Genomic DNA, 24944 nt, shown 5'->3' on the forward strand with positions numbered 1-24944 from the left:
GGGTTTTTCGGTCGTGGGAGCCCCGATTATCGCCCCTGACGGTCCTGCCTTGTGCCCCTGCACCGCAGCAGGGTATGTTGCGGCCGGCTCACGTACCGCCCCATGCGGGAAACCGTGTGTCTGGTCAATCCGCTCTTGGGGGAGAAAGTAATGCTGTTTCAACGCAGGAAACCGCTGGACCTGATTCTGGAGACCGCCGGCAAGCGCGCGCTGACGCGCCAGCTCGGCGCATTCGACCTGACGATGCTCGGCATCGGCGCGGTCATCGGTACGGGCATCTTCGTGCTGACCGCCGTGGCGGCCAACAAGGCCGGTCCCGGCATGATGTACTCGTTCATCATCGCGGGCATCGTCTGCGCGCTGACGGCCCTGATCTACTCCGAGATCGCGGCGATGGTGCCGGTCTCGGGCTCTGCCTATACCTATTCCTATGCCGTGCTGGGCGAACTGATCGCCTGGATGGTCGGCTGGGCCCTGATCCTCGAATATGCGGTCGCGGCCGGCGCGGTTTCCGTCGGATGGTCGGGCTACGCCAACGGCTTCCTGCAGGTCCATCACATGGGCTTGCCCGTGGCGCTGACCGCCGGTCCGTTCGATTCGATCACCCTGCCCGACGGCACCACCACAACGGGCAGCTTCAACCTGATCGCCTTCCTGCTGGCAATACTGGTGACCTGGCTGCTGGCGATCGGCACGTCGAAGTCGGCCAAGGTCACGGCCGTGCTGGTGATGATCAAGATCGCCGCCCTGACCGCCTTCGTCATGCTGGCTTTCCCCTCGGTCGAGGGCGCCAACTTCAAGCCGATGCTGCCCAACGGCTGGGGCACGCCGCTGTCCGGCGTGGGCGTACTGGGTGCCGCCGCTTCGATCTTCTTCGCCTATGTCGGTTTCGACGCCGTCTCCACCGCCGCCGAAGAGACGAAGAACCCGAACCGCAACATCCCCATCGGCCTGATCGGCTCGCTGGCGATCTGCACCGTGTTCTACCTGCTGGTCGCCTACACCGCGGTCGGCTCGATGGGCGCGCAGCCGGGCGGCCCGCTCTCGATGAGCAAGGAGCCGCTGGCTTTCGTCCTTCGCAACATCGGCTGGCCGAGGGTTGGCGACCTGGTCGCCGGCGCGGCGATCATCGCGCTGCCCTCGGTGGTGCTGATGATGATGTTCGGCCAGACGCGCATCCTGTTCACCATGTCGCGTGACGGCCTGATGCCGGAAGCGCTGTCGCGCGTGCACCCGAAGTTCCATACCCCGTACGTGGTGACCTGGATCACCGGCATCTTCGTCGCCTTCTTCGCCGCACTGTTCCCGGTCGGCGCGCTGGCCGACATCTCCAACGCCGGCACGCTGTTCGCGTTCTTCATGGTCGCCGCCGGCGTCATGGTCCTGCGCATCACCGAACCGGGCCGTGCCCGTCCGTTCCGCACTCCGCTGGTCTGGGTGGTCGGTCCGCTGGCCATGGCCGGCTGCGTCCTGCTGTTCTTCAGCCTGGGCTGGAACCCGACCATCAAGTTCTTCTGCTTCTGGGCGGTCGTGGGCCTGCTCGTGTACTTCCTGTTCGCCCGCCGCCGCAGCCACCTGGCGCCGGGTAACGAACACCTGCTGCACGGCATCACCGAAAAGCTGCCGCCCGATCCGCTGGTGCACGAAGGCCCCAGCACGGGCCCGTAACACCCGACGCACCGCTCCAGGAAAAGCCCGGCTACCGCCGGGCTTTTCCGTTATGGGAGCGTGGCCGGGAGCAGGAGTCGGATTGGTACACTTTGCACATGACTTCCCCCCTGCCCTACGACCCCGACCGCCTGGCACGTTGCGCCGCCGAGATCATCGTCAACGTGCGCGAACTGTCCGCACGCGGCTGGACCCCGGCCACCAGCAGCAATTTCTCGCGGCGGATGGACGAGCAGCACGTGGCGATCACCGTCTCCGGCCGCGACAAGGGCAAGCTGACCGAAGCCGACATCATGGTCGTAGACCTCGATGGCCAACCTGTGGCCACCGACCAGAAGTCCTCGGCCGAAACCCTGCTGCACACGCAGTTGTACAAGCGATTCCCGGACATCGGCTGCGTGCTGCACACGCACTCCCACAACCAGACCGTCGCCTCGCGCCTGTACGCGGGCGCGGGTCACGTCCACCTGGCGGGCTACGAACTGCTCAAGGCCTTCACCGGCAACACCACGCACGACGTGGAAATCGACGTTCCGGTGTTCGCCAACACCCAGGACATGCACACGCTGGCCGCCCAGGTCGATGCCCTCCTCGACCGTCAACCGCTATGGGGCTATCTGATCGATGGCCATGGCCTGTATGCCTGGGGCCGCGACATGGACGAGGCGCGCCGGCACCTGGAAGCCTTCGAATTCCTGCTGGGCTGCGTACTGGACCTGCGCCGCCTGCGCTCCTGAGGCACCTTGCCAGCGCCTGGGCGCCCCATCCACAGCCGCTCGATACCGCCACGGAACCCGCACCATGAGCCGCCTGCGAATTTTTGCCGAAGACAATCCCCGCGACCCGCAGCTGAGCACCAGCGACCAGGCCGAGATGGCGCGTGAACTGGCCCGGATCGATGTCGGGTTCGAACAATGGACGGCCGGCGCGCCCATCGCGCCGGGCGACGCCCCGGACGTCATCCTCGACGCCTATCGCAGCGACATCGACCGCCTCATCGCCGAGCGCGGGTTCAAGACCGTGGACGTGGTGAGCATCGCGCCGGACAACCCGCAGAAGGACGCGATGCGCGCGAAATTCCTCGACGAGCATTTCCACAAGGAAGACGAGGTACGTTTCTTCGTCGCCGGCTCGGGCCTGTTCACGCTGCACGTGGGCGACAAGGTCTACGAGATCAGGTGCGAACAGGGCGACCTGATCTCCGTGCCCGACAGCGCCCTGCATTGGTTCGACATGGGGCCGGAACCGAGCTTCGTCGCGATCCGCTTCTTCACCGAGCCGGATGGCTGGGTCGGGCACTTCACCGGGACGGATATTGCGCAGCGATTTCCGCGCTACGAGCGGGGCGCCGCCGGGTAACGTCGTCCCGGCGAACGCTGCAGCCATTTTGACTTCCACGGCGACAGCAGCCGCAAACTGGATCCCGGCTACGCCGGGATGACGAGCAAGAGCAAAGAGCAACAACCCATGCCCATCCGCGCCATCCTCACCGACATCGAAGGCACCACCAGCAGCATTTCCTTCGTCAAGGACGTGCTGTTTCCCTACGCGCGCCGCGCATTGCCGGCGTTCGTCGCCGCACGCGGGAAGGAGCCCGGCGTGCGCCGCTGGCTCGACATGGTGGCCACCGAGAACGGCGGCATGTGCGACGACCGCATGATCGTCGAGGTGCTGCAGGGCTGGATCGACGAGGACCGCAAGCACACTGCACTGAAGGCGTTGCAGGGCATGGTCTGGGCCGATGGCTACCGCGGTGCCGACTTCACCGCGCATATCTATCCCGATGCCGCACCGGCATTGAACGCGTGGAAGGAAGCCGGCCTGCCGTTGTACGTATACTCGTCCGGCAGCGTGCCTGCGCAGCGCCTGTTCTTTGGCCACAGCGACGCGGGCGACCTGACGCCGCTGTTCTCTGGCTGGTTCGATACCGAAGTTGGCGGCAAGCGCGAAGCCGCCAGCTACCGCCACATCGCCGAGTCGATCGGCGTCCCCTCGACGGACATCCTGTTCCTGTCCGATGTCGTGGAGGAACTCGACGCGGCCCGCGAAGCCGGTTTCGCCACCGTGCTGATCGATCGTCGCCAGGACTACCCGCAGCCGCGTACGGGCGACGCCACGCATGGCCATGCCCGCGTGGAATCCTTCGCCGACGTGGCGCTGTCTCCCTGACTTCGGCGCTGTCGCTTCGTCAGGCGTGGATCTTTTCCCCGCGCTCCATCATCGCGACGAATTTCTCCGCCCTCGCCACGCGCGTCCTCGGCTTCTTCGCGGTCTGTACGCGCCAGCAGAACGAATAGCGGTTGGTGCGGTCCAGTTGCTCGAAGAAGCGGCGAGCCTTGGCGTTCGTTGCCAGTGCGTCGGCCAGTTCCTGCGGCACCTCCATGCGACTGGAGCCTTCATAGGCCGCATCCCAGCGGCCATCGGCCCTGGCGGCCTCGACTTCGCGCAATCCCGCCGCTTGCATGCGTCCGGATGCGATCAGCTGCTCGGCCTTGGCGATATTGATCTTCGACCAGACGCTGCGCGGCCGGCGCGGGGTGAAACGGAGCATGAAGAACTTCGGGTCCAGGGCGCGTTTCTGGCCGTCGATCCAGCCGTGGCATAGCGCGCCTTCGATCGCGTCGTTCTGGCTGACACTGGTTTCGCCGCTGTCCTTCTTCGCGATCTGCACCCAGATGCCGGGCGCGTCGCCGTGGGCTGCCAGCCACTTCTCCCATGCCGCCGATGTCGGGAACAGTTTGATGGGCAATTCCGCTGCCTGCTTCACGGCCATCTCATTCCACTCCATCGACCAGCCGGTATGACGCCTCGGCTTCGTCGGTTTCATGCCCCGGGGAAACACCGAAGGCGCGAACCCGGACACGATGCACGCCGATTTCCAGATGCGTGGGCAGTGCGGCACGCCAGAGATGCATGGAGGCAGACGCTTCCGGAAGGCGATCATATCCACGCAGCTGCGGGGCATCGTCGTCGCGCATGTTTTCCTCGACAACGCGCGGATCCGGCTGCTCGACGCGCTGCATCGGCTTCCATTCGCCGTCGTCGATGCGGAATTCCACCCGCGTGTCGTCGCGGCCCATGAAGACGTTCGCGTAGACACCGGTTCCTGGCCAGGCGCCGTGGCGCAGCACCTTCGGGGTGTGCAACGCGATCTGCGCATCCACGTTCCGCGCCGGATGCCAGGCCAGCTGGTAGGAGCGGTCCGCCGCGATCCGCAGCGTCGCAAACCCGTTTGGCGTGCCATCGGCCATGGTGGTGTCGGGAATGCCCTGCGCATCCTTCACCCCCGACCAGAACGCACCGCAGGCGGCACCGACGTTGTACTCGTGCAGCGGCGTCGACCCGTGCCAACCGGTGGACTCGCCATGGAAGACATGGCGCTGGGCGTGGCTGTGGCCGCTGAGCAGCAGCACGTGCGGAAAGTCCTTGAGCAGCGCGAACAGGCGCTCGCGATCCGCATGGCGAAACGTCTCCTTGCCCGCGACCGCGTCGAAGAACGGGATGTGCACCCCGATCACCACCAGCCTGTCCCTGGGAACCGTGGCCAGGTAACTGGCGAGGAACGCGAACTGCTCCTCGCGCAGCCCGCCGATGTAGTTGCCCGCCGGCTTCGGTCGATAGACGACGTCGTCGAGCCCGATGAACACCGCCTGTGGCTCCTCCCACGCGAACGTATCCGGCCCGTAGGTATTGCGGAATGTCAGCAGCGAGTCTTCGTCGCGTGGCGCATCGAAGTCGAGGTCATGGTTTCCCGCCACGTGCAGCCACGGCACGCCCAGCTTCGCGGTGGCGCGATTGAGCGCCGGATACAGGGCGAGATCGTCGTGGGTGATGTCGCCCAGGCTGATGCCGACATCGGCCGACGCATGCGCCTGCCCGCCGAGCACGGAAGCGATCACGTCCTTCTCGTAGTAACCCACGTCGGCCAGCGACTTGGTCTGCGGATCGGAAAAGACCAGCACGTCCAGGGCCTCGTCCTTGCGGCGCGCCTGGGGCACGAGGGCGAAGTCATGGCATGCCGCCGGTTGCGGGGGAATGCCGCCGTACTTGAGCGATGGACCTGCGTGCGTGCGCAGGTGGCGCCAGAAGTCCGGCATGCCGTCGGCGCGGGACGAAAAACGGTAACCGGCCGGCTTGATGACGAACACCGTGCGTCCGTCGACCACGGGCAACGAATAGGTTCCGTCGTTGGCAGTTACCACGATCTTCGCGCCGTCGGAAACCTTGATGCCTCCGAGCCCCTTCTCGCCGTCGTCGCGCCGCCCATTTCCATTGGTGTCCACGAAGACGACGCCGGAACCACAGACGGTTGGCTGCGCCACGGCCTGTGCGGCGAGGATCGAAAGAAACAGGAACAGGATGGTTCGCATGCAACCTCCGCAGGTCGCAGCGATTATCCGAGCTGTCCGGGCACGCGCAAGCTGGCCATTTCCTGGTGGCGGGCACGAAGGACGGCGACCACGTCCTCCATCGCCATGCCGCGTGCGCGCAGGAGTACCAGCAGGTGATACAGGAGGTCGGCGGCCTCGCCCGCGAGTTCCGCATCGCCTTGCGCCACGGCGGCGAGTGCGGTTTCCACTCCCTCCTCGCCTACTTTCTGCGCGATCGGGCGCATCCCGGCCTCGAACAGTCGCGTGGTATAGCTCTGCGGCGGCCGTTCACGCTCGCGTTGGCTGATGAGGTCTTCCAGGTCGCGAAGGAAGTCACCGGGCGCGGACGGGAAGCAGCTCGTACGTTGCAGGTGACAGGTCGGGCCCCGCGGGTGGGCAAGCACCAGCAACGCATCGTTGTCGCAATCGGCTTCGAGGGAAACAAGATCGAGGAAGTGGCCCGACGTTTCGCCCTTGGTCCACAGGCGCTGCCGGCTGCGGCTGTAGAGCGTGACCTGCCCGCTGGCCAGCGTCGTTTCCAGCGCAGCGCGATCCACGTAGCCCAGCATCAGGACGCGCAGCGTGCGCGCGTCCTGCACGACTGCCGGGAGCAGGCCATCCTGCTTCTCCCAAGCCAGCGCGTCGAGTTGTTCAGCCCGCATCACGCACCTCGATCCCCTGCCCGCGCAGGGATTGCTTGAGTTCCGGAATGCGGATGCTGCCGGAGTGGAATACAGATGCGGCCAATGCCCCGTCTACGTCCGCATCGCGAAAGGCCTCCGCGAAATGGCCGGCCGTGCCGGCACCACCCGATGCGATCAACGGCACCTGGCAGAGATCGCGCGCGGCGCGCAGTTGCGGCAGGTCGTAGCCGCCGCGGACGCCGTCGCTGCCCATGCAATTGAGCACGATTTCGCCGGCACCGCGCTGCTGGGCTTCGACGACCCAATCCAGTGTCCGTATGGCCAGGGCCTCCGCGCGCGATGGATCGCCGGTGTTCCGGCGTACGCGCCATTCGCCGTCGCCGTCGCGCAGGCTGTCGATGCCGACGACGACGCATTGCACGCCGAAGGCCCCGGCGAGCTCGCCAATCAGTTCCGGCCGCTCGAGCGCGGGCGTGTTGATGGAAACCTTGTCCGCGCCAGCATGCAGCAGCACGCGTGCATCCGCGACGTCGCGGATGCCTCCGGCAACGCAGAAGGGAATGTCGATGACACGGGCGACGCGCTCCACCCAGCCGGCGTCGGCGCGCCGTCCATGCGGGCTGGCAGCGATGTCATAGAACACGAGCTCGTCCGCGCCATCGTCGCGATAGCGCAGCGCGAGGTCGAGGATGTCGCCCATGTCGACGTGGTCGCGGAAACGAACGCCTTTCACAACTCGCCCATCGCGCACATCGAGGCAGGGAATGATGCGGCGGCTCAGCATGGACGCACCTCGCGCAGCGCGTCGCGCAGCTCGAAACGACCTTCAATCAGGGCCTTGCCCAGCACGGCGCTGCTGCAGCCCGCCGCGCGCGCATCGACGACGTCCTGGACGCCACGAACACCGCCGGACGCCTGCAGCTGCAGCGTCGGCACCAGGGCGAGGATGCTGCGGTACAGCTCGAGATTCGGGCCAGCCAGCATGCCGTCCCGGTCGATGTCGGTGCACAACGCGTGTCGCAGGCCTGTGGCTGCATAGCCTGCGAGCAACTCGTCCAGCATAACGCCGCTCTGGCGGGTCCAGCCCTCGGTTGGAAGTCGCCACCGGTCCCCGACCTTGCGCACGTCGAACGCCACGGTAATGCGTTCCGCACCGAAGCTCGCGAGCCAGCGTTGGACCGTCGCCGGCTCGCGCACGGCCAGCGAACCGATAACGACGCGATCCGCGCCTGCCTCAAGCAATCTCGCAACGTCGCTTTCGTCGCGGATGCCACCGCCGGTTTGCACCCGCAGCGATGTCGATGCCCTGATCTGGGCCAGCAAGGGCGCAAGCGTGTAGCCACCCTCGCGCGCCGCGTCCAGATCGACGAGATGCAGCCAGCTCGCCCCGGCGTCCGCGTAGCGCTGCGCTAGCGCCAGCGGATCATCCGCGTAACACGTTTCGCGTGCGTAGTCGCCCTGGCGAAGCCGCACGACATGGCCCGCGCGCACGTCGATGGCCGGGAGCAGCAAGAAACCGCTCATGCGAACCGCTCCGACAGGAAGTTTTCCAGCAGCCGCGCACCCACTGCCGCGGAGCGTTCGGGGTGGAACTGCGCGCCACAGCAGTGACCGCGACGCACGACCGCAGAAAACTCCTCGCCATGTATCGTCGTCGCCAAGGTGTCGTCGCTCACTGGTGCGGCGTAGCTGTGGACGAAATAGGCCCGGTCGTCCGGCATCATTCCGGCAAGCAACGGGTCTTCGCGTCGCTGGCGCAGCGCATTCCAGCCAATGTGCGGTACCCGGATGCCTGCGCCTCCCGCCAGCCTGCGGACGCACCCCGGGATCAGCCCCAGGCATTGCACGCCGTCTTCTTCGGAAGCATCGAACAGCAGCTGCATACCCAGGCATATGCCCAACAGCGGCTGCGAAAGTCCGCGCACGACATCCACCAGGCCCAGTTCGCGAAGTCGTCCCATGCCGGCACCCGCCGCGCCGACGCCCGGCAGGATCACGCGATCGGCCTTCGCGATCGTCTCCGCATCGGCGCTCAGCCGCGCATCGGCACCGAGCCGCTCCAGCGCATACCGGACGGAACCGATGTTCGCTCCGCCCGAGTCGATCAGCACCACTTCCATCTACGTCATTTCCCTCACAGCACGCCCTTGGTGCTGGGCACGGCCGTACCCTCGCGACGCACCGCTTGCCGCAGCGCGCGCGCCACAACCTTGAAGCAGGCTTCGATCTTGTGGTGGTCGTTGTCGCCATCGACCTTAAGGTGCAGGTTCAGCCCTGCGGTCTCGCACAGCGAACGGAAGAAGTGCGGCACCAGCTCCGTGGGCATTTCACCCACCCTTTCGCGCTTGAAGCCGCCCTCGAAGACGAAACACGGTCGACCTGAGAAGTCGAGGGCGGCACTGGCCAGGGCCTCGTCCATCGGCAGCGTGAAGCCGTAACGCGTGATGCCGCGCTTGTCGCCCAGTGCCTGCCTGAACGCCTGTCCCAACGCGAGTCCGCAATCCTCGACGGTGTGGTGTTCGTCGATGTGCAGGTCACCTTCGCAGCGCAGCGCCAGGGCGAATCCGCCGTGCTTGCCCAACTGTTCGAGCATGTGGTCGAAGAACCCGAGCCCGGTCGACGCCGTGGGTTCGGCGGACTCGTCGAGATCGACGCGGACTTTGACCCGCGTTTCCCTGGTATCGCGGCAGACTTCCGCAACGCGTGGCGCGGATGTCAGCGCACGCGCGATTCCCGGCCAATCCCATTCGCCGCCGAACTGCGGGGTCCGGAGCTGGAAAGCGCGCACGCCAAGGTTGCGCGCGAAGAGGATATCGGTTTCGCGGTCACCGACCATCGCGGAACGCGACCAGTCGATGCTGCGATCGCGCAGGTAGCCCTGCACCAGTCCAAGGCCCGGCTTGCGGGTGGGGGCGTTGTCGGCAGAGAAGCTGGTATCGATCAGCACCTCGCGGAAGACGATTCCCTGGCTGGCGAAGACGTGCATCATCAGGTCGTGTGGCCCATCGAAGTCCGTCTGCGGGAAGGCCTCGGTGCCCAGGCCATCCTGGTTGGTGACCATCACGAATTCGTAGCCCGCATCGCGCAGGCGCAACAAGGCGGGAAGGACGCCCGGGACGAAGCGCAGCTTGTCGAAGCGGTCGATCTGGAAATCGGCGGGTTCCTCGATCAGGGTGCCATCGCGATCGACGAAGAGGATGGCGCTCATGCTGCGGCTCCTGCCGGCGCAGACAGCGACGCCATCGTGCGCAGCACGAGGTCGTTCTGCTCCGGGGTGCCGATGCTGATGCGCAAGGCGTCGGACAGCCCCGGCATGGCCCGCAGGTCGCGCACGACGACGCCCGCTTCCAGCAGCGTCTCGAACGTGGACTGCGCTTCAAAGCAGCGGACCTGGAGGAAGTTGGCGCGCGACGGAAGCACGCGCCGCACCACGGGCAAGGCGGCCAATTCCTCCCGCAGGCGCAGGCGGCCGGCGACGACGTCGCGAATGCGTGCATCGGTGCGAGTGCGTGCGCCAGGCGTCAAAGCCGCCAGGGCTGCCTCGACGCACGGCACAGGCAATGGATACGGCGCTTGGCATCGCTGCAGGATGGCGATCAGGTCGGCATCGGCGATCACGGTGCCAAGCCGGACCGCCGCGAGCGCGTGCGCCTTCGACAGTGTGCGCAGCACGACGATGTTTGGAAGCGCTTGCACGAGAGTGGTTGCGGAGGGCGCGTCCGCGAACTCGATGTAGGCCTCGTCGACGACCACGACGGCGCGGTTGTGCAGGCGCGCCGCCAGCAATGCGATCTCCTCCAGCGGCAGCAGGTTTCCACCCGGGTTGCCCGGCGAACACAGGAAAACGATCTTCGCCGACTGCTGCTCGGCGGCATCGCCCACCGCACGGAACTCGCAGGAATAGCCGTCTGCGCCTTCGCTCAGCGGCACGTCCACGACGCGGGTGCCATGCAGTCGCGCACAGACCGCGTACATGCCGAAGGTCGGCGTGGTGATGACCACGGCATCGCCGCCGGGACGGCACAACGCGCGCAACAACAGGTCGATGCCCTCGTCGCTGCCGCGCCCGGCCAGCAGCTGTTCCGGCAGGCATCCGTACAGGCCGGCCAGCGCCTCGCGCAGCGGCTGCGGCTGCGGATCGGGGTAGCGTCGCAGGCGCGACGCCGCGTCGGCGGAATTCGCCCATGGCGACTCGTTCGCATTCAGCCAGACGCTGCCGTCGAACTTGTCGCTGCGCGCGGAACGGTAACCGGAGAAGTCGCGCAGGTCGCTGCGCACAAGGTCGAGCACGCTCATGCCGCCAACGCCTCCAGGCGCAGCTGCACGGCGAGGCGGTGCGCATCCAGCCCTTCGGCGGAAGCGAGCTCGATTGCGCAGGGTCCGATCCCGGCCAGGCCGTGGCGCGCCACTTCCTGCACGGTGATCGCGGTCTGGAAGCTCGCCACGCTCAGCCCGCTGCACCAGCGCGCAGCGCCGCTGGTCGGCAGCACGTGATTCGTTCCACTGCAGTAGTCACCCAGCGCTTCCGGCGCCCAGTCTCCGAGGAAGACGGACCCGGCGCTGCGCACGCGCGGCAGCCACTCCCGTGCGTCGCGCAAGGCGAGGATGAGATGCTCGGGCGCGTATGCGTTGCTGATCTCGAACGCCTGCTCCAGCGAATCCGCGCGGATCGCCAAAGAAGACTCGAGTGCGGCGCTGGCGACGCCGGCGCGCGGCAAGGTAGCGACCTGCCATTGCACCTGCGCCATGGCTGCAGCGAGCAGCGCGTCGTCGTCGCTGATCAGCATTACCTGCGAGTCCGGCCCGTGTTCGGCCTGCGAAAGCAGGTCGGCCGCGACGAAGGACGGATTGGCGCCGGCATCGGCGATCACCAGCACCTCGGACGGCCCGGCGGGCATGTCGATCGCAGCGCCACCTTCCATCATCGCAACCTGGCGCTTGGCTTCGGTTACGAAACCATTGCCGGGGCCAAAGAGTTTGTCGCAACGCGGAACCGATGCCGTCCCGACGGCCATCGCCGCGATCGCCTGTGCGCCGCCGAGCTTGAAGACGCGACGAATGCCGCAGCACCGCGCGGCAAACAGCACCGCGGGATCGGCCGTGCCATCGGCGCGTGGCGGTGTGCACAACACGGCATCGTCGCAACCGGCAAGCGACGCCGGGATGCCCAGCATCAGCGCGGTCGATGGCAGTGGCGCGGACCCGGCGGGAACGTAAAGCCCCACGCGCGGAATCGGGCGCAGGATGCGGCTGCAACGGACCCCGGCAGCGGTATCGACCGTGAATTCGCTGGTCATTCCAGCCACRTGGAAGCGGCGGATCCGCGCCGCGGCTTCCTCGATGGCCGAGCGCAACGCCGGCGAAAGAGCGGTTTCGGCATCCGCGAACTCCGCCGCTGAAACCGCGAAGTCCTCCAGTTCGACGCCATCGAACCGGGCCGTATATTCACGCAGTGCCGCGTCACCACCGGCGCGGACGGCGTCCAGGATGCTGGCAACGACAGCGCTGGTTTCCGGCGCCATCTGCTGCGACGGGCGCCGCAGCAACGAAGAGCGTTCGACGCCCGCCAGGCGATTCCAATCGACGCGCCTCATGCGAGCAACCCCTCCACCGGCAGCACCATCAGGCCACGGGCGCCGGCGCGCTTGAGTTCTTCCAGCCGTTGCCAGGTAAGCGCACCATGGCAGAGTGCCTGCAACGCGAGACGCTCCTCGCCATCGATCTGCATCACGGTCGGCGCCTCGGCGTCGGGCAGGAGCGGCAGCAGCGTGGGCAGGAGTTCGCGGGGCGCCTGGAACATCAGGAGCTTGCTGCGGCGAAGACGCAAGGCGCCATCGAGGCGGCGCAAAAGCAGCCCCATGAGTTCGGCGCGCACGTCGTCGAATTCGACCGCGGGCCCTGCGAGCACGGCCTCGCTTTCCAACAGGGTGAGCACGGGCTTGAGCTGGTTCGCCGCGAGCGTCGCACCGCTGGAAACCAGGTCGCAGATGGCATCGGCCTGGCCGAGGCGCGGGGCGATTTCCACCGACCCCGACAGAAGCACCACCTGCGCCTCGATGCCCTGGGCGGCCAGCCACTTCGTCAGCAGTTGCGGATAACTGGTGGCGATGCGCTTGCCCGCCAGCTGCGAAGCATCGCGCCAGCTCCAGGACTCCGGCACGGCGATGGCGAGGCGGCAACCGCCGAAGCCCAGCGGCTGCCATTCGCGGAAGCGTGCGCCTGCGCCAGTGGCCTGCCCGGCGAGATCCTGCTCACTGAGTACATTGCGGCCAACGATGCCAAGGTCGCATACGCCTTCGGCGATCAGGCCGGGGATGTCGTCGTCGCGCACCAGCAGCAGGTCGATGGGGAGGCTTTCGCCGTAGCAGAACAGCCGATCGCGGCTCTCGCGCCAGCTCAGGCCGCACGACGCAAGCAGTGCGCGCGCGGGCTCGGCCAAGCGGCCCGACTTCTGGATGGCGATGCGCAGGCGGTCTCGGCTCGGGGCCGGGGTGACAGGACTCATCGTGGCCGACTCAGCGCGAAGCGCGACGCTTGAGCGCCGCCGCATAGCCACCGGCGCCACGCTCGAACGTGCGCGCGACGCGGCCGATCGTGGTGACGCTCACCAGCGTACGGTCATGGATCTCGCGATACGGCACCCCCTCTGCGACCAGAGGGACGACCTTCCAGCGATCGCTCATGGCTTCCAGCTCGGCCGGGGTGCAGAGGTCTTCGAGAAAAGCGCGCACCTTCGCCGCGGTCCCCAGTCGCTGCAGGGCGCTGGCGAGGTCGTCGAGCGCATCTTCGGCCTGCTCATTGTCGTTGGGGCGCCGCTTCATCTCTTGCCTAATGCATTAACGTGCTAATACATTAAAGCAAGCAGCAGCCAGCGGTCAACTCCGGCGGCCGCGGTCGTCGGGCCGAAGTACACGCCTCGGCCATGGATTCGCTGAAGGACGCGGCCCACAAGTCGGCAGGCCAGCGCCCACCTGCCGGACTAAAGCTCCGCTCGCAGCGGGATCAGCGCTGATTGCTCGTGCAGCACTGCTTGCGCACGTCGGCCATGCTGGCGACCTGAGGCGGGTCTCCCCGCCTCAGGACCACGGTACGATCAGCCGCGTGCCGCGGCCAGCACCGCGCCTTCCTTGACCAGCCGCACCGCGATGGCGACTTCGCCGTCGAGTGCGCGATCGCGCGCGAGGAAGGGAATGCGCTCGCGGATCGCCGCATGCGCGCGGGCCACCGCGCTGCCCGGGTGGAAGGGTTCGGAATCCGCCAATTCCACGCGCAGCGCTTCGACTTCGTCCAGGAAATCGATGCGCTCGCTGGTACCGGCGGGAGGACCGCCCTGTATCTTGGCGGCCAGTCCCTCGGCATTCGCCCGCGACGCCAGCGAACGGGCCGCGTTGATCATGTCGCGGCGCAGGTCCAGCGCCTGCGCGGCCGTGTAAAGCTCGAGCGCAAGCACCTTGCCGAGGTCGTCCGCCATCGCCAGCACATGGCGCGCCTCGTTGGCGCCCATTGACACGTGGTCTTCAGCATTCGCGCTGGTCGGAATCGAATACACCGACGCCGGCATCGCGCGACTGGCAAGATCGTTGACGATCGCCGCGGCCGTGTATTGCACGATCATGAAGCCGGACTCGGTGCCGTCCTCGTTACCGATCAGGAAGCCGGGCAAGCCATCGTTGGTGGCGCTGTCGACGAGCTTGTTGAGGCGACGCTCGGAAATACTCGCCAGCACCGGAATCGCGGCCTTCACGTAGCTCATCGACAATGCCAGCGGCATGCCATGGAAATGGCCGGCGGAGATCACCTGCTGCTCGACGTGCTCAGCCTTGGCGTCGGGGAACACGATGGGATTGTCGGTGAGCGCGTTGAGCTCGATGTCGAGCACGCGCGCGGCCTGCGCCAGGGCATCGCGCACCGCGCCATGCACCTGCGGGATGCAGCGCAGCGAGTAGCTGTCCTGCGGCTGGTGTTTCTTGCCGCCGCGGAACGGACGGAAGCGCTGGTAGAACTTCTCGCGGCCGTGGCGCTGGGAGAACGGCACCCAATCCCAGCCGATGTCGAAACGCAGCTGCTGCGCCGTTGGCGTATCCCAGCTTTCCGGCTGCCACTGACGGAACCGTGGCACCAGGTGGTAGGCGATATCGCTGAGCGTCGAACCTTCCAGCAGGCGACGCAGGTTGGCAGCGGTCTCGACCTGGCCCGGATGCGGACGCAGCGCGTGCACTTCTTCGGCAAACGCACCGAGGCGGCCGGCGAAGGCGTCGATGGTCATCGCCGCGGCGAGGTCCGCGGTTTCGACCAGTGCCTCCAGTTGGGCCAGCGCGAGCACGCCGGTCGCGAGCATCTGCGCCGTACCGTTGTTGAGCGCGAGGCCTTCCTTGTAGGAAAGCTTCACCGGCTGCAGTCCGGCGCGCACCAGCGCTTCGCCACCGGGTAGCCGTTCGCCCTGCAGGAATGCTTCGCCACCGCCGAGAAGCACGATCGCCAGGTGCGACAGCGGCGCCAGGTCGCCACTGGCGCCTACCGAACCCAGCTGCGGCACCACCGGCACCACGCCGGCATTGAGCAACGCGGTGAGCGCCTGCAGGATCTCCACGCGGATGCCCGAATGCCCACGCATCAGGGTGTTGATGCGGATGCACAACATCGCCCGCACCACTTCCGGCGCGAATGGCTCGCCCACGCACACGGCATGGGTGACGATCAGGTTGCGCTGCAGCTCCTCGTGCAGCGTCTCCGCTTCCGGCTGCGCCCCCGGCAGCTGGTCGCGCAGGCGATGCGCCCCCAGCAACTTGTCGGCATTGCTGCCGAAGCCGGTGTTCACGCCGTAGATCGGTTCTTCGCGGCGGGCCTGTTCGGCAAGGAAGTCGGCGGCGCGCTGTACGGCGGGCAGTTGATCAACAGCCAGCTCCACGGCCGCGCCATGCGCGACCGCAACCAGTTGCGCACGCGTGAGCGAGCGTCCATCGAGGCGGATTGGTTTCATGCGTGCGTGCCCTGCAATACCTCAGCCTGCGCGAGTTCCACGCGCAAGGCGCTCACAAGTTCATGGCGGGTGATGGTGAACTGGTCTTCGCGGCGCAGGTCCTTCACCGTCACCGTGCCGTTGGCGATTTCATCCTCGCCCAGCACGATCACGAAGCGGATGCCGGCGCGGTCGGCGTACTTGAACTGTTTGGCCAGCTTGCCCGGCTCCATTACCACCTCGGTGTTGAAACCGGCGCGGCGCAGGTCGTTGGCGACCGCCAGGCAATGCGGCAGGTGCGTAGCGTCCATCTGGGTCACCAGCACCTGCACGGTGCTGTTGGTGGCACTACCCAGCAGGCCTGCTTCGCGCAGCTGCCAGAACAAACGCGTCAGGCCGATCGAAATGCCGACGCCCGGCAACTTCGACTTGGTGTAGTGGCTGGCGAGATTCTCGTAACGTCCACCCGAACAGATCGAACCGATCTGCGGATAATCGTCGAGCGTGGTTTCGTACACCGTGCCCGTGTAGTAGTCGAGGCCACGCGCGATGGAGAAATTGAGCGCGTAGTTCGATTCCGGCACGCCCATGGCGCGCACCAGCTCCAGCACCTCGCGCAGTTCCTTGACGCCTTCGCGCAGCGCGTCGTTGCCCTCGCCCAGCGCATCCAGCTGCGCCAGCGCGTCGGCGTGCGAGGCAGAACGCACCTTCACGAAGGCCATGATGCGGTCGACGGCCTCGGCCGGGAGATTGAATCCCTCGCCCGCCAACGTCGCGCGCACATGCTCCTCGCCGCGCTTGTCGAGCTTGTCGACCTCGCGCAGCACCAGCGCCTGCAGCTCGCCATCGGCGACGCCTTGCGCCTCAAAGAAACCGCGCATCAGCTTGCGGTTGTTCATCTGGATCGTGAACGCGCCGATGTCCAGTTCGGAGAACACCGAATGGATGACGGCGGGGATCTCGGCATCGAAACGCACGCTCAGCGAATCCTTGCCGATCACGTCGATGTCGCACTGGTAGAACTCGCGGAAGCGGCCACGCTGGGCGCGCTCGCCGCGGTACACGCGCTGCATCTGGTAGCGACGGAACGGGAACGCGAGTTCGTGCTCGTGTTCGGCGACATAGCGCGCCAGCGGTACGGTCAGGTCGAAGCGCATCGCCAGCTCCGGCATGGCGCGTTCAGGCAGGCCTTCGCCCTGCCCGCCTTCCGCCGCCTTGCCCAGCGCGCCCGTGGACTGTACGAAATACACCTGCCGCTCGGTCTCGCCACCGGTCTTGGTCAGCAGGACATCGGAAAGCTCCATCACCGGCGTTTCCACCGGCAGGAAGCCGAAACGTTCGTAGTTGCGGCGGATCACGTCCAGCATGCGCTGGAAGGCGATCTGGTCAGGAGGCAGCAGCTCCATGACCCCGGGCGGGGTACGCGGCTTGATCAAACGGTGCTCCAGTATCTGTGGTCCCGGAAATCGGGGCTCGACAAGGCAAGTCCAGCGCTGACGCGCGGCGTCACAGTTTAACTGGCGGTGGGCCGCAGGGCCCTGTTTCCCGCTTCATGGCATCTGACCTCTTGCCCGAAGTGAGGGCCACCTTTAGAATGCCGGGCTCTGCCGTCGGGGTGTAGCTCAGCCTGGTAGAGCGCTACGTTCGGGACGTAGAAGTCGCAGGTTCAAATCCTGTCTCCCCGACCAATAAATTCAAGGCTTTACAAGAAACCGGCCCAGTGCCGGTTTTTTGTTTGTCAGCACCTTGCCAGCAAAAACGGTCAGTCGGGCCTGTCCCCACACCCCTCGCGCCCTGCGCATCCGCCCCTCTCCCGACTTCCTCGGAATTGGGTGCGAGCAAATTTGCATACCGGTGCGACGTCTTTGCAGCGCTCACCAGTCAATGGTAACTCTGGTAGTCCCCGCGCTTAGGCTGGCGTCGCGGTCGGCTCCCAGCATCCCGGAGCAGAACGATCTCGCCACGGCTGATTGCCCACACCTTGGACGCGATGAGCGAACCCGCGCGGCGAAATCCTCGTCGGGTACCGGCGGGATGTGTGTCGATAGGCCGAAAGGGCAGCTGTAGTGTTTGTGGAAGCGCCCCCTTTCGAGGGTTGGACTCAATGAGTCAGCATCTTCAAGAACGGCGCGGCGAAGCCTTCAAAGTAATCACGATGATCTTTTAGAAACAATTCGACAAAAGATATTGCATCTTCCTTGCGATCCATCAGATAGAGGCAAGCGGCGACTCGCTCGGGATAACCCCCGAGCATCGGCACCCGCTCTTCAAGGAGAGGAAGCAATTGTTCGTAGCTCGCTATGGACTGCGCATACCGCAAGCCAACAGTCGAATAGAGGTGCGCCAATCGGGCCGCTTCTGCCTCAATATCAGTTTGCCGCGTAAAGTGAAACACCGGTTCATGGGGCGCCAAAACCCCCATGTGTACGGCATAGGTGGCAATGTTTCGATTGTATTTCCGCCCCTCAAGACCGGTATACAGCTTCATTATCGGAACGACATGCATACCGACAAATGGATTGATATCGACATATTCCATATCGAGGCCGCTATTGAGCCCAACCCAGCAGTGGAAGCCGCTCCCGAGTGGCCTGTCTACGTTCTCTTTCTGATAGCGCGTGAACCCCGCCGCCTCTAGTGCCTCGTAGCACTTAAGCAGTACTTCGCGCTTATACGCTGCATCGCATTTATCACCCGTATTCATCAGCACTTCTTCACGTCGTAGCACTTCATCTGAGTAGGCTTGCCTGGTTCGAGACCCGCTTTCGCGGCGTTTTGCCCCCTTGGAGTCACAGCACGCCCCGCTTCAATGTCGGCCTTAACGGCTTTTTGCCCAGGGCTTAGTCGAGCACCGCCGCTTTTCACTTCCACGACGCCTTTATCCGTCGTCACGATGTCCGCCACGCTGCGCTCCCCTGTGCTGGCCTCCAGCGTGACGCGTTGGCCGGCTACTGCTTCGCCCAACTCCTGAGCCACGGCTTTTTCTGCCTTGGCGCCCTGCACGACGTTCTTCGCAAGCTGAGCAGCTTTTAATTCAGTAGCAGCGCCTTTGATTCCGACTACGATCGGCGCAACGGCAAAATGCGAAATACCGTCAGATAATGGCGTTAGAACCCAATGATCAAATTGGTCGATCGCATCGGCAAAATCGCTTATTGCCTGAGGGTTTGGGGTGGGCGCCGGAGAATATATGCCAGTCGCGTGGCCAGCGCCAGATTCTCGCCCGTCAGGATCGGTGAACTTGTATGGATTGTTGTTGGCATACCAATAGCGATTGAAGTTGTCGCCAATGGGTCGCACCGCAACCGGATCGGCGCTCAGGAACTTTCCGATGGTTGGGTCGTAATAGCGCTGCTGCATATACGACAGGCCGGTCGCGCCGTCCATTACATGGCCTGTGTAGCCAATGCCATCGTATGAAGGTTTACCGATCGCCGCACCAAACGGCTCGTACTGCGTACGGTCGATCACCTGACCAGATTCATTGGTCACGGCAACCGGGCTGCCGAGTGCGTCGGTGTGTTGGTACTTGGTCGCGTAAGTGTTTGTCGCCCAATTGCGTTCATGCGTTGCGATCAGGCTGCCACCAAGATAGATGTGTTCGCTTGCGAGCGTACTCGTGGAATTTTCCTGATACAGCAACTGCCCCGCCTGCCCGTAATAGGACACCGTCATGGTGCCGCCTGGCCTCCATGCCAGCACCCGACGGCCGTGGCCGTCATATCTGTAATATTCCTTGCCAACTACTTCGCGCAGGCGATTATCGTAGTAGAACTTGTATTCTTGGCCATTCTTGTTCCGCAAGTTGCCCTGCTCGTCGTAACCCAGACCGACGATCGTCGCGCCCGCCGAGTTCTGGATGTTGGTCAGGCGGTTGTTGGCGTCGTAGTAGTAATTGGCGTAGTCCTTGACGCCGGCGAGCTTCCACGACTTGAGGTTGTCCAACGCGTCGTAGGTGAAGTGGTGCCAGTTGTCAGTGCCACCGAACATGCCCGCGCCCGCAGCCGTCAGGCGGTCGAGGCCGTCGTAGTTCATCCAACGACTACGCGGACTGAAAACCCCAACCCCGACCAGCTCATCGATGGTGCTTTCGACGTTGCCGTTCTTGTCGTAGGCATAGACATCATTCAGCACGCCGCCGCCATCCGTGCTTCGCACTGGCAACTGCCGCGCATTCTGCGTCATCGTGTGCACGATGCCGTTGCCGTAGGTGAACTGCTTGATGGCGCCGTTCGGGTAGTAGCTAACGCCCGTTGCATACGTGCCCGCCCGCGTCGGCTGACCTAAGGCATTAGGGGCATAGTCCACATACAGGCCAGTGGGATAACTTTGAGCCTGGAGTGCACCATTGGCATCGTAGCTGTATCCGACCTGCCAATAGAATGATCCCGGCGCCCATGGGTCAAGCGTCTCACCGGTCAGCAATCGACGCTTGTTATAGGCATAGGCATTGACGATCGAGGCGGCGTTATTCGGTTCGTTGTAGGTGGTGATTTGGGAAGTCAGCCCATCCGGGGTATAGGCAATGTTCTGGTCCCCTCGACCGTCTGGGAAGCGCAAGGCATCGACCAGATTGCGTGCGTTGTATTGACGCCACACCAGGCGCCCGCTCGCCCAAGCCGCGTCATAGTTGCAGTTGGCGGTGTCGGGAAGCGACAGTCCAGCCCAGGAGTGGGTGAGATTGCCGGCTCCGTCGTAGGCCATCACGGTGGCGCCAGCTTCAGGCTCAATTACCTTGCACAGCTGCTGCTGGGCGTCGTACACGTACCAACGCCAAACCGCCTGACTACCATCGCCGTTACGGCGACGCAGGGCATATACCTTGCCGAACACATCGCGATAGATCTCGGTGTGCCGGTCACCACCCAACTCGCTAATCCCACTCGGTTGGTCGTAGGTAGGCTGATCGTACGCCTGATAAATCGTCAAGGTCTGACTTCCGCGCGGATTAGTCACCGCGGTCTGGAAGCCAGCCCGATACTCCGTCGTCGTGGTCAGCTGACCTAGTTCAGAATCCTGCTTGACCTGGACTACCCGCCCGAGAGCGTCATACGACGTGTAAGACCCAGATAGAGTCTGACCATAATCGCTAACCGTACTTGAGGGGTATGACTGGAATGCCAAGCGGCCTGAAGCGTCATAGCGCTTCACAGTTTGGCTCAGTGTAGCGGCGACATTTCCTGAATCGTATGTCTCCTCCACGACCGGCCGCCAAAATGCATCGTAGAACTTGAAGGCCCACGCGTTACCTGTGCGCTCCCATCGACGCCAGTATCCCGCCGGCAATCCGTAGGCTGCAGTTGTCTGCTGCTCAAAGGCTATATAGGTCGGGTTCCATGTTGAAGAATCACACACGCCCACCTGCGACTCGGATGGATACGTAATGCTCGCCAACCGCCCCATGGCATCGTAGCCGTAGCAGGTCCTCGCCCCGGTTTCGTCGGTCACGGAGGCAATCGTGCCATCGTCGTTGACCGCCGCCGACTGAGTTGCGCCCGTGGGTGATTCTGGCGTCGCAGGATGCGTGATCGACTGTGGCGTTCCGCGCTTCCAAGTCGACAACGTGACCGTCGTCTCGGCCCCTCCTACGCCATCGCGGCCGTCGGAGACGGTGGCTACAGTACTGTCGGCGTTGTATGTCAGCGTTTGCTGCAACTTGCCGTACTTGTACGTCCTAATCGGAAGAACGGTCGCAGCGTCAAAGTCCGTCCTGTCGACTTCGATTCCCGCGACTGTGGTTCGCTTGACTTGGTGCAGAACCCACTTGACTGCATCGTCTTGATATTCGGTGGTGTCGTCGCGAGTGTAGCCAAGCGAGCTGAACTTGCGTTCCTTAGCTGCACGAGCAAACGCATCGAAACAGTATGCGGTTGCGGTAGTACATCCCTTCGCTACTTCCGATGTAAACGTCGCGCCGTCCTGCTGGACAATCCTGCGAACGAGGGGCCTAACACGCGCCGTCGACGGATCATCGCCGTTGTAGATCAGTCCGTAGCGAGTGAAAAAACCCTGGCCAGACGCCGCCTCGGCCTCGCTCATGTAGTCCGTAATCTCGGAACGACGGACCACATTTCCGGCATCCAGCGTGTCCACGCCCAGAACGCGGCCCTCATTGAGCGCATACAGAAAGCCGTAGCGATACTTCGTCTTAGTGCCGTCAGGGTTGGTCACCGTGACGGACTTTTCTGTAGCGCACGTCGTGCATGGATAAACCGCAGGCCCGCCGGAACCCCAGAGCGACTGGTCGCTAATCCCATAATCGTACATCCATGTCATGGGCTGTGTGAGCCCGGGCCCGCTGATTGTCTTCTGCCCCAAACTCATGACGTCGAAGAAATACGGGGTGTTTAGTATCCAGTAGTCGCTACTGAATTCGCCGCCGGGAGGAGCGTGCCGCTGGAGGCACTCACTAATGTGCACGCCTGAGCGATAGTGCCGCGTGTTGCTAAACGTGAACGTACCGACTGCCTTGCTCGGGTGCGTAACAGTGAAAGTGAAGTTAGCAGGCAGTTCCGGCGGCTGGATCGCACAATATGGGTCAGAGTCACCATCCCAGGATTGGTCGACTGGTCGGAGCGAATTTGAGTACGTGAACTGCCAGCGACTCGTATCCGGCTGAACGACGGCAGACAGACGGGCCTGCCCCTCCACCGTGGTGTACTGATACGACCAAGTTTTTCCCGCAGCGCTAGCGGTATTAAGCAGATCATTGACGTAGGTGAGGACGATCTCGCGCCCGTCACTGGACCAGATTCGCGTTGGATTGCCGTTTGCGTTGTACTGAAAGTTGACCGTATTCCCGAATCTGTCTTCGATCTTGCTGGCAAGCAAATAGACTTTTGTGCGGGACGTGCTTGCCACAATCTTTGAATCCAGCGGGCGCGTCATGGTGCCGCCGTAGCGCTGGACGGCAACGTCGAAGTAATAGCGAACCCCCGACGTCGTCTTCATTCGGAAGCCTTCGCCCGCGAGACCACCAAGCATGGGAATGCAGTCGAACGAATCTCGCTCGCTGGTAGTGATCCTGTGTGTCACACCATCTTGCTGCACGGGCGTCTGGGCTTCTACGCCCAGCATTGTTCTATCGCCGCCACCGGGAATATGGATCGAGTTGCCCTGCCAGATTTCAGTAGTCTGAAACGAAGGGTTCACCGACGGCACCCAATTGGACGAGCATCGCTGGTTGCTCCAACCAGAAACAGCCCCGAGCATCGCGGAAATGTAGGGAACATCCACATCCCACCCGCCTGCGCCCCCTAGGCTTGTGTCCCACCCCGTCGAATTCTGCGGGAGGATCTGCACGCTGAACTGACGCAGCAGTTGCACGGGCAATGAGTTGTTGCCCGGCAAATAGATGTCTACGCCGGAAAATGTCGTCTGGCCGTTGTAAAGATTGACCTTGTCACCGAATAGGCCGTCAGTTAGCGCAGCAATGTTCTGCGATGACTCGACGCGTTTGCGGTATTCCTGAAATGGCTCGATAGCCAAAGCCTGCACAGAGGCAAACAGCAGGCATACGGAAATGCCCGCGCGAACGGCGTACTGCTTCATTAGCCCCTACCCTTTCAGCCCATTGCGGGGCCGAAATTCCCATGCCTATCCACACGATTCATCGTGCGGCCCTGATTCGTTGTAGCAGTAACGAGTCAGCAGCGGAGGTGACGAATGGTCACTAGCGCATGCAGTTCAAAGGGCAAATCGAGGCGTCTTGTCTAGGTGGGTGATCGAAAGCAGTCACTCCATTGTTACTTTTGCTCACCGGGTTACTTTGGCGTACATCAAGCCTTTTTCGGTCCCGTTCTATGCAGCCAGCCGGTGCTCGTAGTACGGCCGTTCGCGGTCGTCGAGGATGGCGTACAGGGCCTTGAGGTTTGCGGGGTCAGGGCTCACCCACGCATCGATATGCTCCGGCTTGATGGGGATGATGCAACGGTCATGCCCTGCGGCAGCCACCTCTGCTGGCGGGTTGTCGGTGATCGCGGCGAAGGACAGCAACTCCCTCCCCTCACCTTCCCAGCGCGACCACAAGCACGCTACGAGCATGCGCTGGCCCGGTGTTTGGCCGGAACTCAAGGATGGCGTTCTCCTCCTTCTCGCCGGGCCGTAGCTCGCGCCCCTCGGCGGCATGCTTCCAGACGTTCTCGTAGAAGGCGTCCATCAGCACGAGACCATGGGAGTAGCCGAAGACGCCCTTCCAATAGCCCTCCAGGCTGTCCCTGCGCGCGTTATAGGTCCCCGGGAACTTGATATCGAATGCAGCTGGCTTGCCCGCAGGAAGGCACTGGTAGCGCATCGGCTTGACCACGCGACGACCGTTCTCCACGACCATCACAGGGGCATACCAGCCCGGGAATATGCGTGAGTCCTCGGGAATGAGTTGGGACCGTCTTAGATCGGCCAACTTGCCCTTAGCCCATTCGATCTTCGTGGTCGCGATCCGCTGGTCGTCTAGCGCCTTCTTCGTCTGCTTTGTTTGCAGCGTGCGATCCGCATCGGCTAGGCGCTTGGCCTGCTTGAACAGTTCCTGTTCCAGCTTGCTCGCTTCCTGCGCGTTGAACTCCTGGATCATTCCCAGGATCTGGCGCTCTTCCTCACCCTTGGGAGTGGAGAACGCGGCGTCCATAGCCTTGGGAATGCGGACCTTGTCACCATCCCTGCGCTGCCCATAGAGCTTGGCGAACTCGTGGATGCTGACGTTCGCGCCAAACAGGTGGACGTAGGTGTTGTATTCCTGCTCAAGCTGGGCCGAGTAGCACACGGCGGCACTCCGGATCGGACACGGCCAGAGAATCCTACCGCTCAACGGTCGCACCGCGCGCGACGGCTAGGAAGACAATCTCGCCATGCGCCCGCACCCTGCCCTCATCTGGCGTCTAGCTCAAACGGGCGGTTACGAGTTGACGATAGATGGCTTCACACAGCCACTAGGGCGCGCTGTGCGACTACCTGACGGGCGCTGGCGCACGGTCGCGCGCGCACCCGGACGGCCCAAGCAGGGCGCGACAGCGGGCAGCGAGCAGCAGGCGCGGCAGTGGCTGACGGCGTGGGCGACGCCGATCGCTTGGCGTCATCGGCCGATTGTTCCTACAGGTCCGAAGGGCCTTGCCCGCTAGCGCCGAATCGCCTATCCGAGCCGCGAAGCGGCTTCGGCTTGAATGAATTGTTAGCGCGCGCCCGTGATCTTTCTGGCGAAGAGATCAAGGCTGTTGAGGCACTTCTTGACCCTCGCGTCGCAGTCAGCCTGAGTGACCTCTGCGGTTATCGAAATGATGCCAGTGTCCACAGGTTCAATCACCGCACCGA

The 24944-nt window shown here is 64.1% G+C and carries 19 protein-coding genes, 1 tRNA gene and 1 pseudogene; 5 read left to right on the plus strand and 16 right to left on the minus strand.

What is annotated here, in order from left to right; translation table 11 throughout:
- Nucleotides 1-150 precede the first annotated feature (150 nt).
- From ACXJJ9_RS13700 to mtnC, 4 genes are all read left to right on the plus strand, one after another.
- On the plus strand, nucleotides 151-1668 hold the full coding sequence (locus tag ACXJJ9_RS13700; RefSeq protein ID WP_457097702.1) for an amino acid permease: 1518 nt from the start codon (nucleotides 151-153) through the stop codon (nucleotides 1666-1668).
- A gap of 98 nt (nucleotides 1669-1766) precedes the next feature.
- Nucleotides 1767-2405, plus strand: a complete 639-nt coding sequence (locus ACXJJ9_RS13705) for a methylthioribulose 1-phosphate dehydratase (protein ID WP_457097703.1) — start codon at nucleotides 1767-1769, stop codon at nucleotides 2403-2405.
- Between the two features lie 64 nt (nucleotides 2406-2469).
- Nucleotides 2470-3027: a 1,2-dihydroxy-3-keto-5-methylthiopentene dioxygenase gene (locus ACXJJ9_RS13710; RefSeq protein ID WP_457097704.1), complete on the plus strand. Its 558-nt coding sequence runs from the start codon at nucleotides 2470-2472 to the stop codon at nucleotides 3025-3027.
- Between the two features lie 108 nt (nucleotides 3028-3135).
- Nucleotides 3136-3837, plus strand: a complete 702-nt coding sequence (gene mtnC, locus ACXJJ9_RS13715) for an acireductone synthase (RefSeq protein WP_457097705.1) — start codon at nucleotides 3136-3138, stop codon at nucleotides 3835-3837.
- Between the two features lie 19 nt (nucleotides 3838-3856).
- Here the strand turns inward: mtnC and ACXJJ9_RS13720 are convergent, their stop codons facing one another.
- From ACXJJ9_RS13720 to hisS, 13 genes are all read right to left on the minus strand, one after another.
- A complete protein-coding gene (locus ACXJJ9_RS13720; protein ID WP_457097706.1) occupies nucleotides 3857-4435 on the minus strand; it encodes a YdeI/OmpD-associated family protein in 579 nt (192 codons plus the stop codon).
- 7 nt (nucleotides 4436-4442) lie between these two features.
- A complete protein-coding gene (locus ACXJJ9_RS13725) occupies nucleotides 4443-6038 on the minus strand; it encodes a calcineurin-like phosphoesterase C-terminal domain-containing protein (protein ID WP_457097707.1) in 1596 nt (531 codons plus the stop codon).
- Nucleotides 6039-6061: 23 nt separating this feature from the next.
- A complete protein-coding gene (hisIE, locus tag ACXJJ9_RS13730) occupies nucleotides 6062-6700 on the minus strand; it encodes a bifunctional phosphoribosyl-AMP cyclohydrolase/phosphoribosyl-ATP diphosphatase HisIE (RefSeq protein ID WP_457097708.1) in 639 nt (212 codons plus the stop codon).
- Nucleotides 6690-7466: an imidazole glycerol phosphate synthase subunit HisF gene (gene hisF / locus ACXJJ9_RS13735; protein WP_457097709.1), complete on the minus strand. Its 777-nt coding sequence runs from the start codon at nucleotides 7464-7466 to the stop codon at nucleotides 6690-6692. Before hisF ends, hisIE begins: the two co-directional genes overlap by 11 nt.
- Nucleotides 7460-8206 (minus strand): 1-(5-phosphoribosyl)-5-[(5-phosphoribosylamino)methylideneamino]imidazole-4-carboxamide isomerase, encoded by a 747-nt coding sequence (hisA, locus tag ACXJJ9_RS13740; RefSeq protein WP_457097710.1) that lies wholly within the window; start codon nucleotides 8204-8206, stop codon nucleotides 7460-7462. Before hisA ends, hisF begins: the two co-directional genes overlap by 7 nt.
- Nucleotides 8203-8802, minus strand: coding sequence for an imidazole glycerol phosphate synthase subunit HisH (hisH, locus tag ACXJJ9_RS13745; protein WP_457097711.1), 600 nt, complete (start codon nucleotides 8800-8802; stop codon nucleotides 8203-8205). Before hisH ends, hisA begins: the two co-directional genes overlap by 4 nt.
- 14 nt (nucleotides 8803-8816) lie before the next feature.
- A complete protein-coding gene (hisB, locus tag ACXJJ9_RS13750) occupies nucleotides 8817-9890 on the minus strand; it encodes a bifunctional histidinol-phosphatase/imidazoleglycerol-phosphate dehydratase HisB (protein WP_457097712.1) in 1074 nt (357 codons plus the stop codon).
- Nucleotides 9887-10978, minus strand: a complete 1092-nt coding sequence (gene hisC / locus ACXJJ9_RS13755) for a histidinol-phosphate transaminase (RefSeq protein ID WP_457097713.1) — start codon at nucleotides 10976-10978, stop codon at nucleotides 9887-9889. Before hisC ends, hisB begins: the two co-directional genes overlap by 4 nt.
- A complete protein-coding gene (gene hisD, locus ACXJJ9_RS13760) occupies nucleotides 10975-12276 on the minus strand; it encodes a histidinol dehydrogenase (protein WP_457097714.1) in 1302 nt (433 codons plus the stop codon). The genes hisC and hisD overlap by 4 nt, the downstream gene beginning before the upstream one ends.
- Nucleotides 12273-13187 (minus strand): ATP phosphoribosyltransferase, encoded by a 915-nt coding sequence (gene hisG, locus ACXJJ9_RS13765; protein ID WP_457097715.1) that lies wholly within the window; start codon nucleotides 13185-13187, stop codon nucleotides 12273-12275. The genes hisD and hisG overlap by 4 nt, the downstream gene beginning before the upstream one ends.
- 10 nt (nucleotides 13188-13197) lie before the next feature.
- Nucleotides 13198-13503, minus strand: coding sequence for a YerC/YecD family TrpR-related protein (locus ACXJJ9_RS13770; protein WP_457097716.1), 306 nt, complete (start codon nucleotides 13501-13503; stop codon nucleotides 13198-13200).
- Nucleotides 13504-13775: 272 nt separating this feature from the next.
- Nucleotides 13776-15662: an HAL/PAL/TAL family ammonia-lyase gene (locus ACXJJ9_RS13775; RefSeq protein WP_457097717.1), complete on the minus strand. Its 1887-nt coding sequence runs from the start codon at nucleotides 15660-15662 to the stop codon at nucleotides 13776-13778.
- Nucleotides 15659-17077, minus strand: coding sequence for a histidine--tRNA ligase (gene hisS / locus ACXJJ9_RS13780; protein ID WP_457097718.1), 1419 nt, complete (start codon nucleotides 17075-17077; stop codon nucleotides 15659-15661). The genes ACXJJ9_RS13775 and hisS overlap by 4 nt, the downstream gene beginning before the upstream one ends.
- 175 nt (nucleotides 17078-17252) lie before the next feature.
- Here hisS and ACXJJ9_RS13785 point away from each other — a divergent pair.
- A tRNA-Pro gene (locus tag ACXJJ9_RS13785) sits at nucleotides 17253-17329 on the plus strand.
- 413 nt (nucleotides 17330-17742) lie between these two features.
- On the opposite strand, the gene ACXJJ9_RS13790 is transcribed toward ACXJJ9_RS13785, so the two are convergent.
- The 3 genes and pseudogenes from ACXJJ9_RS13790 to ACXJJ9_RS13800 form a co-directional block, all read right to left on the minus strand.
- The gene (locus tag ACXJJ9_RS13790) at nucleotides 17743-18345 is read right to left on the minus strand and encodes a hypothetical protein (protein ID WP_457097719.1); all 603 of its coding nucleotides are present in this window, start codon (nucleotides 18343-18345) and stop codon (nucleotides 17743-17745) included.
- Nucleotides 18345-23192 carry an RHS repeat domain-containing protein gene (locus ACXJJ9_RS13795; RefSeq protein ID WP_457097720.1) on the minus strand — a complete coding sequence of 1616 codons (4848 nt, stop codon included), beginning with the start codon at nucleotides 23190-23192 and terminating at the stop codon, nucleotides 18345-18347. The genes ACXJJ9_RS13790 and ACXJJ9_RS13795 overlap by 1 nt, the downstream gene beginning before the upstream one ends.
- A gap of 249 nt (nucleotides 23193-23441) precedes the next feature.
- A pseudogene (locus ACXJJ9_RS13800) lies at nucleotides 23442-24399 on the minus strand (SOS response-associated peptidase family protein).
- Nucleotides 24400-24944: the final 545 nt, after the last annotated feature.

The sequence above is a fragment of the Lysobacter sp. P5_B9 genome, from assembly GCF_054049835.1.

Coding starts and splice junctions, on each gene's coding strand:
- ACXJJ9_RS13770 (WP_457097716.1), bottom strand. CDS start 13,503: ATGAAGCGGCGCCCCAACGACAATGAGCAGGCCGAAGATGCGCTCGAC.
- hisIE (WP_457097708.1), bottom strand. CDS start 6,700: ATGCGGGCTGAACAACTCGACGCGCTGGCTTGGGAGAAGCAGGATGGC.
- ACXJJ9_RS13775 (WP_457097717.1), bottom strand. CDS start 15,662: ATGAAACCAATCCGCCTCGATGGACGCTCGCTCACGCGTGCGCAACTG.
- hisC (WP_457097713.1), bottom strand. CDS start 10,978: ATGAGCGTGCTCGACCTTGTGCGCAGCGACCTGCGCGACTTCTCCGGT.
- hisF (WP_457097709.1), bottom strand. CDS start 7,466: ATGCTGAGCCGCCGCATCATTCCCTGCCTCGATGTGCGCGATGGGCGA.
- mtnC (WP_457097705.1), top strand. CDS start 3,136: ATGCCCATCCGCGCCATCCTCACCGACATCGAAGGCACCACCAGCAGC.
- hisA (WP_457097710.1), bottom strand. CDS start 8,206: ATGAGCGGTTTCTTGCTGCTCCCGGCCATCGACGTGCGCGCGGGCCAT.
- hisG (WP_457097715.1), bottom strand. CDS start 13,187: ATGAGTCCTGTCACCCCGGCCCCGAGCCGAGACCGCCTGCGCATCGCC.
- ACXJJ9_RS13700 (WP_457097702.1), top strand. CDS start 151: ATGCTGTTTCAACGCAGGAAACCGCTGGACCTGATTCTGGAGACCGCC.
- hisH (WP_457097711.1), bottom strand. CDS start 8,802: ATGGAAGTGGTGCTGATCGACTCGGGCGGAGCGAACATCGGTTCCGTC.
- hisB (WP_457097712.1), bottom strand. CDS start 9,890: ATGAGCGCCATCCTCTTCGTCGATCGCGATGGCACCCTGATCGAGGAA.
- ACXJJ9_RS13705 (WP_457097703.1), top strand. CDS start 1,767: ATGACTTCCCCCCTGCCCTACGACCCCGACCGCCTGGCACGTTGCGCC.
- ACXJJ9_RS13795 (WP_457097720.1), bottom strand. CDS start 23,192: ATGAAGCAGTACGCCGTTCGCGCGGGCATTTCCGTATGCCTGCTGTTT.
- ACXJJ9_RS13790 (WP_457097719.1), bottom strand. CDS start 18,345: ATGAATACGGGTGATAAATGCGATGCAGCGTATAAGCGCGAAGTACTG.
- ACXJJ9_RS13725 (WP_457097707.1), bottom strand. CDS start 6,038: ATGCGAACCATCCTGTTCCTGTTTCTTTCGATCCTCGCCGCACAGGCC.
- ACXJJ9_RS13710 (WP_457097704.1), top strand. CDS start 2,470: ATGAGCCGCCTGCGAATTTTTGCCGAAGACAATCCCCGCGACCCGCAG.